The following is a 14,398-nucleotide window of genomic DNA, read 5'->3' as shown; positions in this document are numbered from 1 at the left end:
CTTGCACCTCGCTCAAACAGCGAAAAGATTTTCAGACGTCGAAATTCTGCGGCAGAACCACGAGATCCCGCACAATGACGCCCTTCCGGCGCGTCAGCATGAAAATAAGCGCCTCCGCGACCTCAACCGGTTGCATGATACCGCCGGATTCAAGATTAGCTTTGACGCGCTCCTGATCCCAGTCATTGAGAAGAGGCGTCGCAACCGGACCGGGTTGAATGGCGGAAACACGCACATCATACGCGGCCAGTTTCCGGCGCGCCGTATGCGCAAAAGCCTGAACCGCATGTTTGGACGCGGTATAGACGGGCTCCGACACCATCGGCACCATGCCGGAGATGGAGCTTGTGATTACGATGTCACCGCTCTTTTGTTCCATCATCTGCGGTGCGACAGCGCGCACGCAGCGGAAGACGGCGTTGATATTGAGATCAAGCATGCGATCCCAACGTTTCGTGTCACCTTCCCACGGCATATCCGCAACATAAGAGCCGGCATTGGCGTGAAAAATATCAATACGACCATGATTTTTCACGATCGTATGGACAGCTTTTTCAATGTCCTCATATTTCGTAAGATCGATGATCAAAGCGTGGGCCTTGTCACCCAATTCCGCCGCGTGTGCTTCCGCAGCCTTGGCGTCAAAATCGATGATGTAAACTTCAGCGCCGTTATCCAGCAAGTGACGGACGCATTCCAGTCCAATTCCGGAAGCACCGCCTGTCACGGCGGCAATTTTATCCTTGAGTGACTGTGACATATTTATTCTCCTGGGTAAAAGAACCCTTTGACGACTTGTTAAACGAGTCTCTTCATATTGATTAAGCCATAATTAAAACATTTTGAAGCCGAAGGATCACAAAATTTATGTGATGCACTTCGGTGCGCAGGGGCGACCCTTGAAATCGGTCGCAGCTTTTCACGGCCAGCCGCGCAATCGGCGCTGGCCGTCCTGAAAACATTCTGTTTTGATTTGTTCAGTCCAGACTTAACTGGGGCAGTTTCCCGTCTTGTCGGCGGGAAAGCTGCGTCGCATCACGGGAAAAGCACCATGATGACGAATAGAATGATGTTGAAGCGTCGAACTTACAGCGCAGTGTGACCGCCATCGACGAAAACATCCTGTCCATTAACCATATCGGACGCTGCCGACGCCAGGAAGAGCACCACATCAGCCACTTCAAGGGGTTGTGCAACGCGTCCGGCTGGCATGTTGCCGAGGAATTTCTTCAGTGCGGCTTCATCACTCCAGACTTCCGCACCCATCGATGTCCAGACGGCTGTCGGGCACACGGCATTCGCCTGAATGTTATGCGCACCCCACTCCGCCGTCATTGATTTGGTCAATGCATTAAGCGCCGCTTTGGAGACACCATAAGCACTGTGATCCGGCATGGCGAAATTGCTGATCTGGGAGCTGAGATTGATGATCTTACCGCTCTTCTGCGCGATCATCCCCGGCGCAACGACCCGTGCAAACAAAAATGCAGCGCGCAGATTGACATTGAAGCTCGCATCCCAGTCATCAACCGAGAAATCGAGAAGAGAGCCGGAGATGCAGATACCCGCATTATTGACGAGAATATCGACCGCGCCCCATTCAGCGGTGACCTGCGCCACGACCTTCTCGCCCGCGTCCACGGCGCGCAGGTCAGCGGCAATTGTCATGCATTTGCGGCCATTATTCTCAACGATTTTGCGCGTTTCTTCGAGGGCGGCCACATCCCGGCCGACAGCCACGATGTCGGCACCCGCCGCGCTCAACACGTCGCTGATCGCCTGGCCCAACCCTCTCGATCCGCCGTGACCAATGCTTTCTTCCCGACAACCGAGAATCGCTCTGGAAGTGACCGCATAAGATTTTCCTTAACAAATTCTGAATTCATGCGCGGAATTTACAACTTATTAAGATTTTTGCAATTCTTAGTGACAAAACTGCCGATATGACTCTGTTCTCGGCAGAATCACTTGTTTTATTTGACAGTATTTATTGAAGAAATTTGTGAAGTATTCCCTATCTTACTGGTCTCTATCCGTGGATAGGCAAATTTTCTTGGCCGGATAACGGAGTATAAAAAGTTTTTATAATTTCATTGTTCGCGATTACAACAGCATTTTGGCGAAGAAGATGCGTCGGTCCCGGGATCTGTATCTAGATGATCCACTCTCCACGATCGAGGACCATCTCCTCCATTTCTTTTACGTCTCCCAATATTCATGATGAAATCGAATCCACATTTATATAAATCAAGTGGAAATTTATTCCAGTCATGCTGTCGCGTCGACTTTCAAGATAGACGTCATATTTATCTATACCTGACCTATACAGCCGACATCTGCGGTCAAAGGATGGATTTTACCTGACGTCGATAAATAACGTTTTGCGCCACCAAACTCGGGAATTTTCCCTCGCGACTCGCATGATCGCGATCAAAACGCGAGTCGATATGTCATTCCTTGCTTTTTGTCCAAATAAGAATCTCATGAATCATATCATGATGAGACATGACACCTTGACCGCCTCAGATGCGCCCACGCGCAACCATCCATCCCAGAAAGACACTTCCAATTGCGGAGATGACCACCCCGACCGGGATTTCCTGATCAGGAAGAACGATACGGCCCGTCACGTCTGACCCTACCGCCAGGCCCGCCCCCAACACGCCGACAAGGGGCGTCATTTCAGCGATCGTCATGCGCCCCATCCCACGCACGAGATGCGGGACGATCAAGCCGATAAACGGGATCGGCCCGGTTATGGCCACCACCGCGCCGCATGACAGGACGCAAAGGAGGATCGTCTGCACGCGCAAACGTGACGCGCATACCCCGGAGACTGCGCGCCACGTCATCCCCCGCTTTCAGCACCTCAAGGGGCAGGGCTTTGATTTTCAGGAAGAGAGACAGGATTACGATGGCGCTCAGGGCAAAGGGGAGTGTCCGCCAATCCGCCGCGGAAAAACTCCCCATTGTCCAGAATAAGATCGATTGCGCCGTATTACGGTCCCCCGCATAAACCAAAAGGTCCGCGCATGTTGTGAAGAGAAAGGAAATTGCCACACCACCCAATATGAGGCGACCTGGTGCGGCGAAATGGCGATGACTCAGTTGCGAAAAAAGCAGGGTCATGAGGAAAAATGTTGCCAGACCGCCACCGATAATCGCCCCGATAAAAGCAGTCATGACGCCGAATTGATCACCGAAAAACACGATCATGGCGATGGCGCCCGCCGATGCCCCGGAGGACAGCCCGAATAGATAAGGGTCAGCAAGCCCGTTCCGTGTGACGATCTGTAAAACCATCCCCGCCCGCGCCATGACGATCCCCGCCGCGATCGCCAAAACTAGACGCGGAAAGCGCAACGTCCAGATGATCTGCGCCGTCACATCCTGTGAGAAAGGCCCTGCAAGTAACGCCTCGTAAAGCGCGTGCGGGCTGAAATGCACCGGGCCGAGGCTGATACTGGCAAGTGCCAGAGCACAGGCATCTGTCCCGATGAGGGTGAAGAGAAAAAGGCACTTCACATTTTTTGGTCCGGATGCAGAAACCGCGCGAGTGCTTCGATCGCATCAATATTAGCCAGCCTGGGCGTGAGGGCGTCATATGGCAGGGCAATATAATGATGATGTCTCACGGCGAGGCTCTGTTGTAAAAGCCGCTGCTGGTGCACCCAACGCACCTTCTGGGAGACGCCTTGTCCGTAATCGACAAAAATCAATGCTTCCGGCTGTCGCATCGCCACCCGTTCCCAGCTTGTGCACCCCCAATTTGTCGGGAGGTCGTCGGCAATGTTGCGCCCGCCCGCAAGGGCAATTAATTGCGAGGCCAGTGCATAGCGCCCCGCCGTCAAAAGTGTGTCCGTGCCCGAGTCATAGATGAAGACAGGCACGGCACGTTGCCCGTTAATGCGTGCCCGAACCACCGCAACACGGGCCTTCATGGAAGCGACCAGAGACTGCGCTGCATCCTGCCTGTCAAAGATGCGGCCCAAGCGCAGCAGGTCGCTGTAAAGCAAAGCGTCTAATGTGACGGGAAGATGCGGATGATGCCATTGGCGCAGACAGCTTTCCGACAGGACGATGGCGGGGATGTGGTGGCGCGCCAATCTCTCCGGCGTCACATCACCGCCTACATTCATGCCGTAATTCCACCCCGCTATGAAGAGATCAGCATGGGATGCAATGATCGTTTCCAGGCTTGGATAACGCGGTGCGCGTTCAGGCACGTTTCCACGGAGTTTGTGGAAAGAAGGTGTCTCTTTATTCCAGCCGGAAATACGGGTCACCCCGCACATCTCATTCTGGAGATGCAGGGCGAAACCCATCTCCGCGATATTCACGTCGTGGAAGATTGCACAATGTGGCTTCCGCGGAATGAGAATATCCTCGCCGCAATTGGAGATGGTGAGGGGATATTGGGACGGCGCCGCGTCCGCCTCCCGCATCGTCAGGAAGAGGAACAGAGTAAGGAAGGCGGCTCGCCAGCCTCTCATGGGTGCGGCGCGAAGACATATCCCCACCTCCCACCATCACATCGATTTCCGTGGCGGACAAGCCTAACGCCGTCCTGAAATCATCAGATTGAAAAACCGCGTCATGACGCGGTTTTTCAATGAGAGCACCTTTGTCAAAAAGCAATAATTGAGACGCGAATTCCGACACGAGAGCGAGATCATGCAGGACGCAGATGACGGTGATGGGCAGGTCCCGGAGCAGATGGAGGATTTTTATCCGAGACGCTACATCCAGATGGTTCGTCGGCTCATCCAGCAAAAGGATGCGGGGTTGTTGCGCGAGGCATCGCGCCAGCATAATTTTCTGATGTTCTCCGCCCGATAAAGCGCCCAGCTGACGATCCAGCAGGTCGGTGATGCCGCACGTAGCGGCGGCTGCCTGCATCAAGCCCTCATGCCAACCCGGCACGGCCAGTCGCGCGAGGGAAATGTAATCCCTGACCCGAAATGTCCCATCGGCCTCATCACTCTGAGGCAGGAAGGCAATCAGCCGTGCGATTTGCTGGCGGGGCATGTCCGATAGATTCTGACCGTCAATCGCGACCGAGATATGCGGGCTGCGATCCAGCCCAGAGAGAGCGCGCAGAAACGTCGTTTTGCCCGCACCATTTGGACCGATCGCCCCGATATGCGCGCCTTCAGCAATTTCCGCCCGGAAAGGCTGAAGAATGGCGCGTGATTGACCATCCCTCGTGACGTCCATTCTGATGAACGGCAATGTCAAAATTGTGCCTGCATATTGAAGGAAAAGGTCCTTGGCGTCCCGATAATGACTTCTGATGGGTAACTTGTATCCGCCCATTGCACGAAACGTTTATCGCCAAGATTATCGATGCGGCCATAGAGGCGGATGTTTTTATACACATCCCACGCCGCATAAATATTGACGAGCGCGTAATCATTGAGGGTCAGCGTATTCGTGTAATTCCCTTTTCGCGCTGAGACATATTGCATGTCGACCCCGAATTCAATCGGCAGATCTCTCGGGTGAGACCATACACCCCAGAGATTTGCCGTCATGCCAGGCACATCAGGCACTTGCTTGAAGGACGCGTCGACGCCCGGCGATGACTGGAAGCCCGCGCCATAATGCGCGTCTGTGTAAGCGAGATTGGCATCGAAGCGCCAATGCCGGTCAAGACGCAAATGCCCGGCCCACTCAATGCCGCGAGAGGTATGCTCACCCGCATTGGCGATAATTCTGCCGGTTCACCGTCAGCCAATCGTAGCGGGCACCGATGACGATGCGGAGTTTGGGGAGAACCGTCCAGACATCCTCCATGAAAATGGCGGCGTCGGTGAGGGTCGCTGGCGACTTCGAATGAGGAAACTGCCCCGGAAACGGGCCGAAAGCGCCCGCATTTGTCTGATCAATGCCGACACTATCCATGTAAGGCGTTGGCGACGCCCCCGCATTGCGGATGAAGCGCAGATAATAAGCGTCACCACCCAACACAAACCGATTAGGGCGGGAGAAAATGCGGTTTTTATAGGTCAGGTTCAGCGTATCGCCGACTTGATACTGACTTTGATAGACATAAAATCGATCCCGCGCGATCCGCTCCGGCGCGATTGGCTGCCCCGCACCGTCGGTTATCCCGTTTGCAGCGACATAATTGTAATTTTCCGCATTTTCCCAGCGCCGTTTTGCGTAATAAAAATAGGTCTTATTATGGAATTCGAGGGCGTGGTTCGGCTGCCATGTCATATGCAGGGTCGGCATGGCGCTTACGAAGTCCGCGACCGGGTTGCGAATATTATAATTCTTCCACAAAATGCCGCGCGTGACGCCCAACCCATTGGCGCTGTGCAGCACCCCCCACGTTGACCGGTGACGGAGAGCGGCACAAGCGGCACGCCATAATAAGTGGAGAGTTTATCCGAGAGGTAATCCACGCCCAGCCGCGCCCGGAATTTTTCCGAGGGTGCCCACAAAACCGAGGCGGTCAGGTCATTACTATGCGGCGTTGCACCTTCCACATATCCATCCGACGATGTTCGGCTGAAATCAATCCGCGCCGCCAGGTTTTTCGCAATGGGCGTTGAGATGCCGGTCCCTGCATGACCTGCATGGAGTCGAGATTGAAGCTGTTGAAAGGACGCGTCACCATCGTCGACGGACCAAGATAAATGCCGTCACGCAGAACGTTGATCTGATTGGACAGAAAACCCCGCACCACAAACTGACTGGGGTTGCCCGGCGCACCGCCCCACGTCACGCCCGGGGCCGCCGCCGCGGCGTCAGTCGATTTCATATATCCGCGTGACGCCATCAAATCATGACTGACGACGTCGATTGTCGCTGGATTATGTTGAAGACTTAGCCCGAGGCGACCCCCGATTTCAGATTGCCGGGCAAGAGCATCCGTGCGTGCTTTAACTTTAATATGCTCATGCCCCCGCAAACCCATCCCGTATCCCCATTTGACGGGGCGGCGGGGCAGGATGTGTTGCCGCATGGTGCGCTGGCGGCCGATTCGACGTTTCCCCTCATGATCTCGGCGCGCGGTGCGGGACATTCTGACGGGGCGGCAGCGCGAGCGACATCCTCGAAACCGCACATGGCCGCAACGCCGAACAGGCTGCGCAACAGAAATTGAGGGAAATCAGGGCCCGGTTTGATCCGGCATATTTTCGTGAACTTCATGTTTCTCGCCAGTGTTTGACGGTCAATATGCGGTCCCGCCCCTCGGACACGCACGTGCAGAAGTGCTAACGTTATACAGTTTCAAAACTTCAGCAAGAGAGGTTAAGGAAAAATTTCCCGGGCCTCTTATTTTTCAGCAGAATTGCCATCCGGATTGTTGCGTTAAAGTCGCAGAAATCAATTCTGCTTCGCCGGATTTAACCGAAACCCGCAGAAAACCGTGCTTCATACGTCACAATGTTAATAGCAAAATGCAACGAGTGACTTTGTCAACTGTTTTCCCTCCGGTAATTCATCACCAGGAGCAATAGTGTGCGCAATGCCATCCCGTTCGATCCCGGGCTTGAACACAAGTCGGATGATGAGGAAAAAACACAGGAAGGCCCGTTATCCACCATCGTCAAGATTGAGAAACTTGTTTTCAAAAAGCGCGCCCGCGCGGGTCGCGGCGTTCATGTCAAAAGCATCGGCTTGCTGCGCGGCATCCTGACCGTCCATGATGATCTCCCGCGTGAGCTGGCGCAAGGCCTCTTCGCCAAACCGGGTTCCTATGAGGCGACGATAAGGCTCTCCACAATTCCCGGTGACCCGTTGCCCGACACAGTATCCGTCCCGCGGGGATTTGCCGTCAAAATTGCGGGTGTGAAGAGTGAGCTTCTGCCTGAGGCGAAAAACCATCAGGTGCAAGATTTCCTCTTTGCGACGGGACGCGCCTTTTCTGCCCCTTCACCCAGAAAATTCCTTCATTCTCTCAGGCTGCTCGCCCTGACGACGGAGCGCATGTTGTGGATGAAGACGACCATGTCGCGCGTCTTCCGGCCGATCCAGAAGGTCGCGACCCGATTTGGCTGCCCTGTCACGCCGCTTGACGTCTTGGGCGGCCACGTGCCGACCCATCCTCTGAGAGAGTGTTTTTTACACAGGCGCCGATAAGGTTCGGCCGTTATGTGGCGAAACTGGGCATTTTTCCGAAGTCTGAAAACTTCCAGGCCCTTTCCAAAAAAAATGCTGAACGTTGATTCCGACCCGGATGCGTTAAGAAACGCCGTCGCGGATGTTATGCGTCAGGAGGGCGGGAGCTGGACGCTGCGCGCGCAACTGCGTCGGGATGAGGAAATGAATCCCATCGAGGATGCGTCGGTCGTCTGGCCGGAAGAGAATAATCCCTATCTGATTGTGGCAACACTCACTGTGCCCCCTCAGGAAGGCTGGTCGGAGGCGTTATCCCGCGCCATTGATGACGCACTCTCTTTCGCCCCCTAGCATGGGCTGATTGAACACTAGCCGCTCGGCGCGGTCATGCGGGCGAGACGGCGCGTCTATACGCGGGCCGCAGCATCCCGCAGCGCGATGAATCAACGGCGTGTCTATATCTTCCCACCCTGGATGACGGAGCCGAAAAAGCCCCGCAAGGCCGCCGCCAAGCCGAAGAAAGCCCCTGAAGCGACGCCGAAAACGGCCGAAAATGCGGCGAAAAAAGAAAACCCGGCCGTGAAAGTCGCGTCGAAGAAAAAAGGGGCTTCTGCAACCAGATCCCCGGCAAAAGCCGCGCCCAAAAAAGCTGTGAAAGCCCCAGCCAAAATAGCAAGTGCCCGAAAGAAGAGCACGGCGAGACCCGCCGCGAAAACACCGGTCAAGGCAACCGCAAAATCGCCATCCAAGGAGACCCGCAAAGCGCCGAAACCCGCGCCACGTCCGCGCAGTCCGGCAAAAGCAGCGCCTGCCAAAGTCGCTAAAGCTCGGGCCAGACATGATTAGCGCAATCGCCCCGCCCCGGCCTCCACCGGCCCGCCTTTTCCTCACCCCTCGACTTTGTCGACGCACGCGCCAGCCATTAATGCGGTGGAGGAGACGAGATGAAAACACGCGACGGCGCGCGCGTTGCGCCGCTCGGTATGAGCACGTGGTCCCTCGGTGACTCCAGAGTGACTTATAAAGAGGAGATCACCTGCCTTCATGAGGGGCTGGATGCAGGTCTGACCATGATCGATACCGCCGAGATCTATGGAAATTGGCGGTCCGAAACGCTGATCGGTGACGTCATGGCGGAGAGGCGGCAGGATGCGTTTCTCGTCAGTAAAATCATGCCGAACCATGCGACGTTCGAAGAGACACAACGCCATTGCCGCGTCTCCCTTGAGCGCCTGAAGACGGATTACCTCGATCTCTATCTGCTTCACTGGCGCGGGCATATTCCGCTACACGAAACGATCGAAGCGATGGAAAAACTGAAGTCGGACGGACTGATCCGCCATTGGGGCGTCTCAAATTTCGATGTCGAGGATATGGAAGAAGTCGTGGCTCTAACGCCGGATTGCGCCTGTAACCAGGTCCTCTATAACGTTCGAAATCGCGGGACGGAATTTGAGCTTCTGTCGAAGCTGGAGGCACATCGCATCAAGGCGGTTGCTTGCCCCCCTTGGGCATGATGGCACGCTCCTGCAACATCCCACATGCCAGTCCATCGCGCAGGATTACCAGACGCCGGCAGGGCCGGCCACGTCAGCTCAGATTGCCCTCGCCTAGGTTTTACGGCAGGAAAATCTGGTCGTGATCCCGCGCACTTCCTCGCCGGAGCACATGCGGGAGAACGTCCTCGCCAGTGACATTCATCTTTCATCGGCATCATTGGCGGCGCTCGACGCGGTATTTGCACCGCCGAAACAGAAACGGTCTCTGGAGATGATCTGAAAGCCCCTCTTGTCATCGGGCCAAGTTGAATCCGGTGTTCATCTCATGCAGTAAGGTGGGACACTCTGGCTGAGCTCGAAAGGTATCAACGACGATCGTGACAAGTATCGCTGATATTTTGCGTGGTGCCCTCCTTCTCGTCACGCTCCTAGGTGTCGTCAGAACAAGTCACATGCCGACCCTCGCGCGGCGTGGGCCGATCATCGTCTCGACATTACAGCTCTTACTCACCCTCATTTACGTGCTGGTTACTGAAGCCGAACCTCAGACCCGAACGACAATCATGCCCGCAAGCTGGGTGCTGCTTTGGATATTGTCGACCCTTGAGGAACGCGCGATCGCCGGGCGGCTCGGTCAGTTCGCCGGACTCGCGATGCTTTTCAGTCGCCACCCGGTGGAGATGGTATTCTTCGCGGGCGGCACTTACCTTCTCACCGCGCCGACAGAAAAGCTGCGGCGCTTCTCTCCGCGCACCTTTTGTGTGATTGGCGCGCTCCTCATCGCCTCTCATCCCCTGACAACGGCCCTGCCGACCGCTTTCTGCGTCAGCGCGGCCCTGGCCGCCCTGGTGGGTTTTGCGACTGCGCCCGTCATCGGCTTTGCCCTGTGCGTCCACCTCCTGCCAGCAGCCCTCTCCGCGCCCTGGGTGTCTCTTCTGTTCATCGCCGCCGCCATTTTTCTGGTAACGGAGCGACAAAGTAACGGCATCCGCACATGGCCCCTTCTCGTGCTGGGATTAACGCTCATGGCCCGACATGATCACCTTGACGGGGTCGCGATCAATGCGACGCGCGCTTTTCTGATGGCGATGATCATCCTGCCCGCCACTTCAACCCGACGCACGCTGTCATCCTCTTTTCTGACTCTGCCCCTTCCCCCTTTGCCGATGTTTATCGCCGCTTCCTACGGTGTTCTGGCTTTCAGCCTTTATGCCATGTCAATGCCGAAGGCCGCTTTATTACTGGTTTTGCCAATATTAATTTTTGGACACACCCTGGCGCACCTCTTTATTTTACCTCTGACTACACCACCAACGCCGACCGGATCCGGGGAAGAAAATTTCTTCCCCCGCGCCATCTCTCTGACTGCCATTCTGATACCGGGCGCCTGTCTGGGACTTGTCGGGAATGCATTATCCGTCCCAGCAAGCCCGTTGGGCGACCACACTTTTGTGGCGCGACTTTTCGGATTTGAATTTAGTGGGACATTCATCTGGTGGACGCCGATAATATTGAGTTTCCTCTTTGTGATCCTGCTGTTGCGTCAGATTGTCCGTCATGTCCAGCTTAGTAGTGAAGATCGAATATTAGTTGAAAATGAGCGTTTTACAGGAGATTTCCGACATCATTTCAGAACGAATAGAAATTTACTCCGGTCTATTTTAGAGTACCGTAAATTTTTTCGTTCGATTGCAATAGATTCAGCTTATTTTATAAATAAAAGGGTAGCACAAGGCGATTATCTGGTTAAAATCATCTTTTTTCTCGTCTTATTGGCGCTCATGGTCGTCGGCTTCCGGGGGGCATTTTCATGGCCGTAGGCGTTTGGATCACGGTCCAGATCGTTGCTTTGATTTGTGTCAGCTGGCTAAGCGCGCCCGTTTTTTACGATATTTTCCGCGTTATGAGCCGGATCCTTGCGGGCCGTCATCCTTTTAGCGATAAATGTCGATGGCATCAGATTACCCGCAATTGGCGCCATCAAGGTCAAATCTCCCTTCCGCCCCTTCTCGCCATCTTCTCAAACAGTCTGGCCATCGCCATCCTGCCTTTTTTCACACTCAAATATGCCTTTTCCGCGATTGGCGTGCCCATGACGGCGGGGCTCCTTTTATGTGCGGCCCTTCTCCCAACCTGGTATGTCGCGACGCAGCGCGGGCCGGGTGCGCCGCCCATCAAGCAGGCGGAAGCGCAATTTCTCTCATCTGTGCGCTTCGTCGTCATGATCCTGCCTCTCCTTGCCATCACGGGATTGATCATCGCCATCGGCTTCCCATACCCGACCGATCTCGGGGACCATCCACTCGCCCAAACTGACGGATTTTACTCCCCCCTTGCCGGAAGCGTTTTCTGCCTCGGCTGGGTGTTGATCATGTCCATGATTGACGGCCCCGTGCCGCCTGACACGCAGGATCTCCTGCTGCATGCACAACCGGGCCGGGACCGCGCCATATTTAAATTCAGCCACGACCTTAATCGCTTCGGCTGGTGCCTCCTGGCGTCGAACCTGATTTACCCGTCAGGCTACTGCATCATGCAGTTCAGATTTATGACAGCTGTGTCCGCGCTCATCCTGCGACCTCTTGCGGGCGTTTGTGCGGTTGTCATGATCATGGCAATCTGGCGGATTCTGAATCACAAGCCCCATCTGTGGCCGCGCATTGCGCTCATTTGTGTCGCGATGCTGACGATTTTATCGGGGAGGATGTTGCGATGATGCCGGTCTTCAGCCTCCCGATTGCCGCTACGCTTCTCGGAATAGGTGGCGGGTATAATGTTCTGATCCTGAACGCCTTTCTCAGTGCCAGCCTTGCTGTCATTTTCAGGACAAGCCAGCTCGGCGTCATGACTGGCCTTCTCATCCTCCTGGTGAATATCGCCACGGCGATTTTCTTGCGCGCTGCCGCGTATCAGGATGTCACGATAGAGAATGGGGGCCAGGATGGGGTCCAACGTTTCTTGGCGCGCGCCGGTGCTTTGGGCCTCGCCTTTCCCCTCGCCATGCAGTGCCCGATTTTCACGCCGTCGGGCGTCGCACTGATGATGATCATCAGCGGCATCGCCAGCATCATTCTAAAGCAAGCAGCGGCCCAGTTTATCGGGCTTTTCTGCGCGATGAACGGCCTGCTTCTTCTCTCTGCGCTGACGGCGCATGCCGCCTTCGTTTACGTGGCTTTCAGTGTCTGGTGCGGCCTTTTCATCATCGCGCGTCTTTCACTGCCGAAAGTCACATGGCCGCCTTTGGAGGGGGATTACCGTGATTGACGCGCCGCTCCTCTTTATCGTGAAAGCCTGGCCCGTCTTTGCGGCGATCACCATGGCGCTCGTCCCGCGTGGCAAACAACGTTCCTTCGGCCTGGCATTTGCCGCGATCGGCTTTGCGCTCGCATTGATGAGCGCGCTCTTTCTTCTCCCGGTTCCACCCGTCCCGCGCATTCTCTTCTGTGCCGCTTCATTCCTCCCGCTTCTGACTTTACTCAATGACGCCGGTATGCGCCGGATGGCCCCGCTTTTTCTCATCAGCAGCGTCGCCAGCCTGACCTGTCTGGCCACGGACAGGCTCTCAAATGTCGTCGGCGTCACGTTTATAACTTTTGCGCTGATCATTGTCGTGCTCCGCAATGCAGCACATGTGCGCCCCGTTTTGGGCTGGAGTCACATCTTTATCAGCGCCTGCATCACGCTGCTGACAGGCGCCGCCCTCACCGGCATGACATGGCCGGAGACGCACCACCCGGCTCATATCGGTGAGGTCCTCATGGCCGCCGGGTTTACGGTGCTGCTTTCGGGATTCAGACGTACGAGCGAGACGTCCGCGGAGTCCGCATTGGTGACAATGCTGCGTTGCGGCATCGTCCTGACCGCCGTGTCAGGGCTGTTGAAAATTCATGAAATTGCCGCGGTGCAGGAAGTCGTGATCGCTGTCAGTCTCATCGCTGCGACGTTGTTATTTCTTCAGGGTTGCGCGACGATCAATCTTTGCGGGTGCTTCGTCGCTTTATCCTCCGTCATGCCCCATTTCGGCGCGCCGATGATTGTGTTCATTCTGGCACTTTGCCTTGCTGAAAACATCAATCCTTCCGCCCATATGGATCGTTGGATGGAATCCTTCCTGCCGCCTTCACCTTTACTTTCGGCGGCCCTTGCCCTCTTCTGGGCGATGAACACCCTTTCAATCGCTTTCGGCGCCGCGCTTTTGATCATTATTCTCGGCCAATTTGCGTTGCGGCGCCCGGTTTGGCCGCCCACCCTTGCATGGCAGACGCGCGTCAATCTCTGGCTGCTGCTTGCACTCGGGCTGACAAGCCCCATTTTTGTCGCGCACGACCTGTTCCTGAACGGGGTCGGGCCATGACCATGCCGGAAAGGGGGAAGCGCGCATCTGAGCGCTCATTTCATCGACATCTGACGGAACAGCAATGGCGCGATCTGGCGGCGGCACCTTCCGGGAATTTTATCGGTCTCTGGTGTGATGATGACAATGCCTATCACCTTTGCTGGGACCGTCAATCACCCGTACTTTACAGCACACCGCTCATTGATCGACGTTATTTCGGCCTGTCCCACGCCACGCGCCCCGCCAGCCTGGCAGAACGTGTGGCGCTGGAACTTTGGGGGGCGCGATGCCGCTCGACGCGCTGAGTGATGAGCCTCTTCTGGACCACGAAAAGTGGCTGAGCGTCTGGCCGCTTTCCCGCCGCGCCTTACCGGCAGCCGCCCCCTCCGCCCAACTTACACGTGATTCCCTTTTTACGCCCACATCCCGGCCCGGTCTTCTCGGGAAATGTCACTCCGGCCTGAGGGTCGGCTGGTCTCATCGGGGCCTG

17 protein-coding genes and 1 pseudogene are annotated in these 14,398 nt (G+C 55.7%); 9 read left to right on the top strand and 9 right to left on the bottom strand.

Features of this window, described 5'->3' with window-relative positions; all coding sequences use genetic code 11:
- Window positions 1–31: 31 nt before the first annotated feature.
- The 8 genes and pseudogenes from AAYR33_10145 to AAYR33_10110 all read right to left on the bottom strand — a co-directional run bounded on the left by AAYR33_10145 (window position 32) and on the right by AAYR33_10110 (window position 6,973).
- Entirely contained in the window at window positions 32–760 is a 729-nt protein-coding gene (locus tag AAYR33_10145) for an SDR family oxidoreductase (protein XAO71298.1), read from the bottom strand.
- A gap of 326 nt (window positions 761–1,086) precedes the next feature.
- The gene (locus tag AAYR33_10140; GenBank protein XAO71297.1) at window positions 1,087–1,788 is read right to left on the bottom strand and encodes an SDR family oxidoreductase; all 702 of its coding nucleotides are present in this window, start codon (window positions 1,786–1,788) and stop codon (window positions 1,087–1,089) included.
- Window positions 1,789–2,522: 734 nt separating this feature from the next.
- Window positions 2,523–3,447 (bottom strand): annotated as a pseudogene (locus AAYR33_10135) (iron ABC transporter permease).
- 74 nt (window positions 3,448–3,521) lie between these two features.
- Window positions 3,522–4,340 carry an ABC transporter substrate-binding protein gene (locus AAYR33_10130; GenBank protein XAO71296.1) on the bottom strand — a complete coding sequence of 273 codons (819 nt, stop codon included), beginning with the start codon at window positions 4,338–4,340 and terminating at the stop codon, window positions 3,522–3,524.
- Entirely contained in the window at window positions 4,297–5,238 is a 942-nt protein-coding gene (locus AAYR33_10125) for an ABC transporter ATP-binding protein (protein ID XAO71295.1), read from the bottom strand. The genes AAYR33_10130 and AAYR33_10125 overlap by 44 nt, the downstream gene beginning before the upstream one ends.
- A complete protein-coding gene (locus tag AAYR33_10120; protein ID XAO71294.1) occupies window positions 5,235–5,660 on the bottom strand; it encodes a TonB-dependent receptor in 426 nt (141 codons plus the stop codon). Before AAYR33_10120 ends, AAYR33_10125 begins: the two co-directional genes overlap by 4 nt.
- 34 nt (window positions 5,661–5,694) lie before the next feature.
- Entirely contained in the window at window positions 5,695–6,330 is a 636-nt protein-coding gene (locus tag AAYR33_10115) for a TonB-dependent receptor (GenBank protein ID XAO71293.1), read from the bottom strand.
- Window positions 6,331–6,460: 130 nt separating this feature from the next.
- Window positions 6,461–6,973: a Plug domain-containing protein gene (locus AAYR33_10110; GenBank protein XAO71292.1), complete on the bottom strand. Its 513-nt coding sequence runs from the start codon at window positions 6,971–6,973 to the stop codon at window positions 6,461–6,463.
- Between the two features lie 500 nt (window positions 6,974–7,473).
- Between AAYR33_10110 and AAYR33_10105 the strand changes: the two genes are divergently transcribed.
- Window positions 7,474–8,094, top strand: a complete 621-nt coding sequence (locus AAYR33_10105) for a hypothetical protein (protein XAO71291.1) — start codon at window positions 7,474–7,476, stop codon at window positions 8,092–8,094.
- A gap of 72 nt (window positions 8,095–8,166) precedes the next feature.
- Window positions 8,167–8,424, top strand: a complete 258-nt coding sequence (locus tag AAYR33_10100) for a hypothetical protein (GenBank protein XAO71290.1) — start codon at window positions 8,167–8,169, stop codon at window positions 8,422–8,424.
- Between the two features lie 104 nt (window positions 8,425–8,528).
- Here AAYR33_10100 and AAYR33_10095 read toward each other — a convergent pair whose 3' ends face one another.
- The gene (locus tag AAYR33_10095) at window positions 8,529–8,888 is read right to left on the bottom strand and encodes a hypothetical protein (GenBank protein ID XAO71289.1); all 360 of its coding nucleotides are present in this window, start codon (window positions 8,886–8,888) and stop codon (window positions 8,529–8,531) included.
- A gap of 129 nt (window positions 8,889–9,017) precedes the next feature.
- Here AAYR33_10095 and AAYR33_10090 point away from each other — a divergent pair, with 129 nt between their 5' ends.
- The 7 genes from AAYR33_10090 to AAYR33_10060 all read left to right on the top strand — a co-directional run bounded on the left by AAYR33_10090 (window position 9,018) and on the right by AAYR33_10060 (window position 14,213).
- Window positions 9,018–9,590: an aldo/keto reductase gene (locus tag AAYR33_10090; protein ID XAO71288.1), complete on the top strand. Its 573-nt coding sequence runs from the start codon at window positions 9,018–9,020 to the stop codon at window positions 9,588–9,590.
- 121 nt (window positions 9,591–9,711) lie between these two features.
- Window positions 9,712–9,852, top strand: coding sequence for a hypothetical protein (locus AAYR33_10085; GenBank protein XAO71287.1), 141 nt, complete (start codon window positions 9,712–9,714; stop codon window positions 9,850–9,852).
- Window positions 9,853–9,949: 97 nt separating this feature from the next.
- Window positions 9,950–11,392: a hypothetical protein gene (locus AAYR33_10080; protein XAO71286.1), complete on the top strand. Its 1,443-nt coding sequence runs from the start codon at window positions 9,950–9,952 to the stop codon at window positions 11,390–11,392.
- Window positions 11,383–12,288: a hypothetical protein gene (locus tag AAYR33_10075; GenBank protein ID XAO71285.1), complete on the top strand. Its 906-nt coding sequence runs from the start codon at window positions 11,383–11,385 to the stop codon at window positions 12,286–12,288. Before AAYR33_10080 ends, AAYR33_10075 begins: the two co-directional genes overlap by 10 nt.
- Window positions 12,285–12,836, top strand: a complete 552-nt coding sequence (locus tag AAYR33_10070; protein ID XAO71284.1) for a hypothetical protein — start codon at window positions 12,285–12,287, stop codon at window positions 12,834–12,836. The genes AAYR33_10075 and AAYR33_10070 overlap by 4 nt, the downstream gene beginning before the upstream one ends.
- Window positions 12,829–13,926, top strand: a complete 1,098-nt coding sequence (locus AAYR33_10065) for a hypothetical protein (protein XAO71283.1) — start codon at window positions 12,829–12,831, stop codon at window positions 13,924–13,926. Before AAYR33_10070 ends, AAYR33_10065 begins: the two co-directional genes overlap by 8 nt.
- On the top strand, window positions 13,923–14,213 hold the full coding sequence (locus AAYR33_10060) for a hypothetical protein (GenBank protein ID XAO71282.1): 291 nt from the start codon (window positions 13,923–13,925) through the stop codon (window positions 14,211–14,213). Before AAYR33_10065 ends, AAYR33_10060 begins: the two co-directional genes overlap by 4 nt.
- The last annotated feature ends 185 nt before the right edge of the window (window positions 14,214–14,398 follow it).

This window comes from Acetobacteraceae bacterium (genome assembly GCA_039613835.1).
GTDB lineage: Bacteria > Pseudomonadota > Alphaproteobacteria > Acetobacterales > Acetobacteraceae > Sorlinia.
Note: the sequence above shows the minus strand (reverse complement) of the source record. Positions and strands in the feature narration are given on the sequence as shown.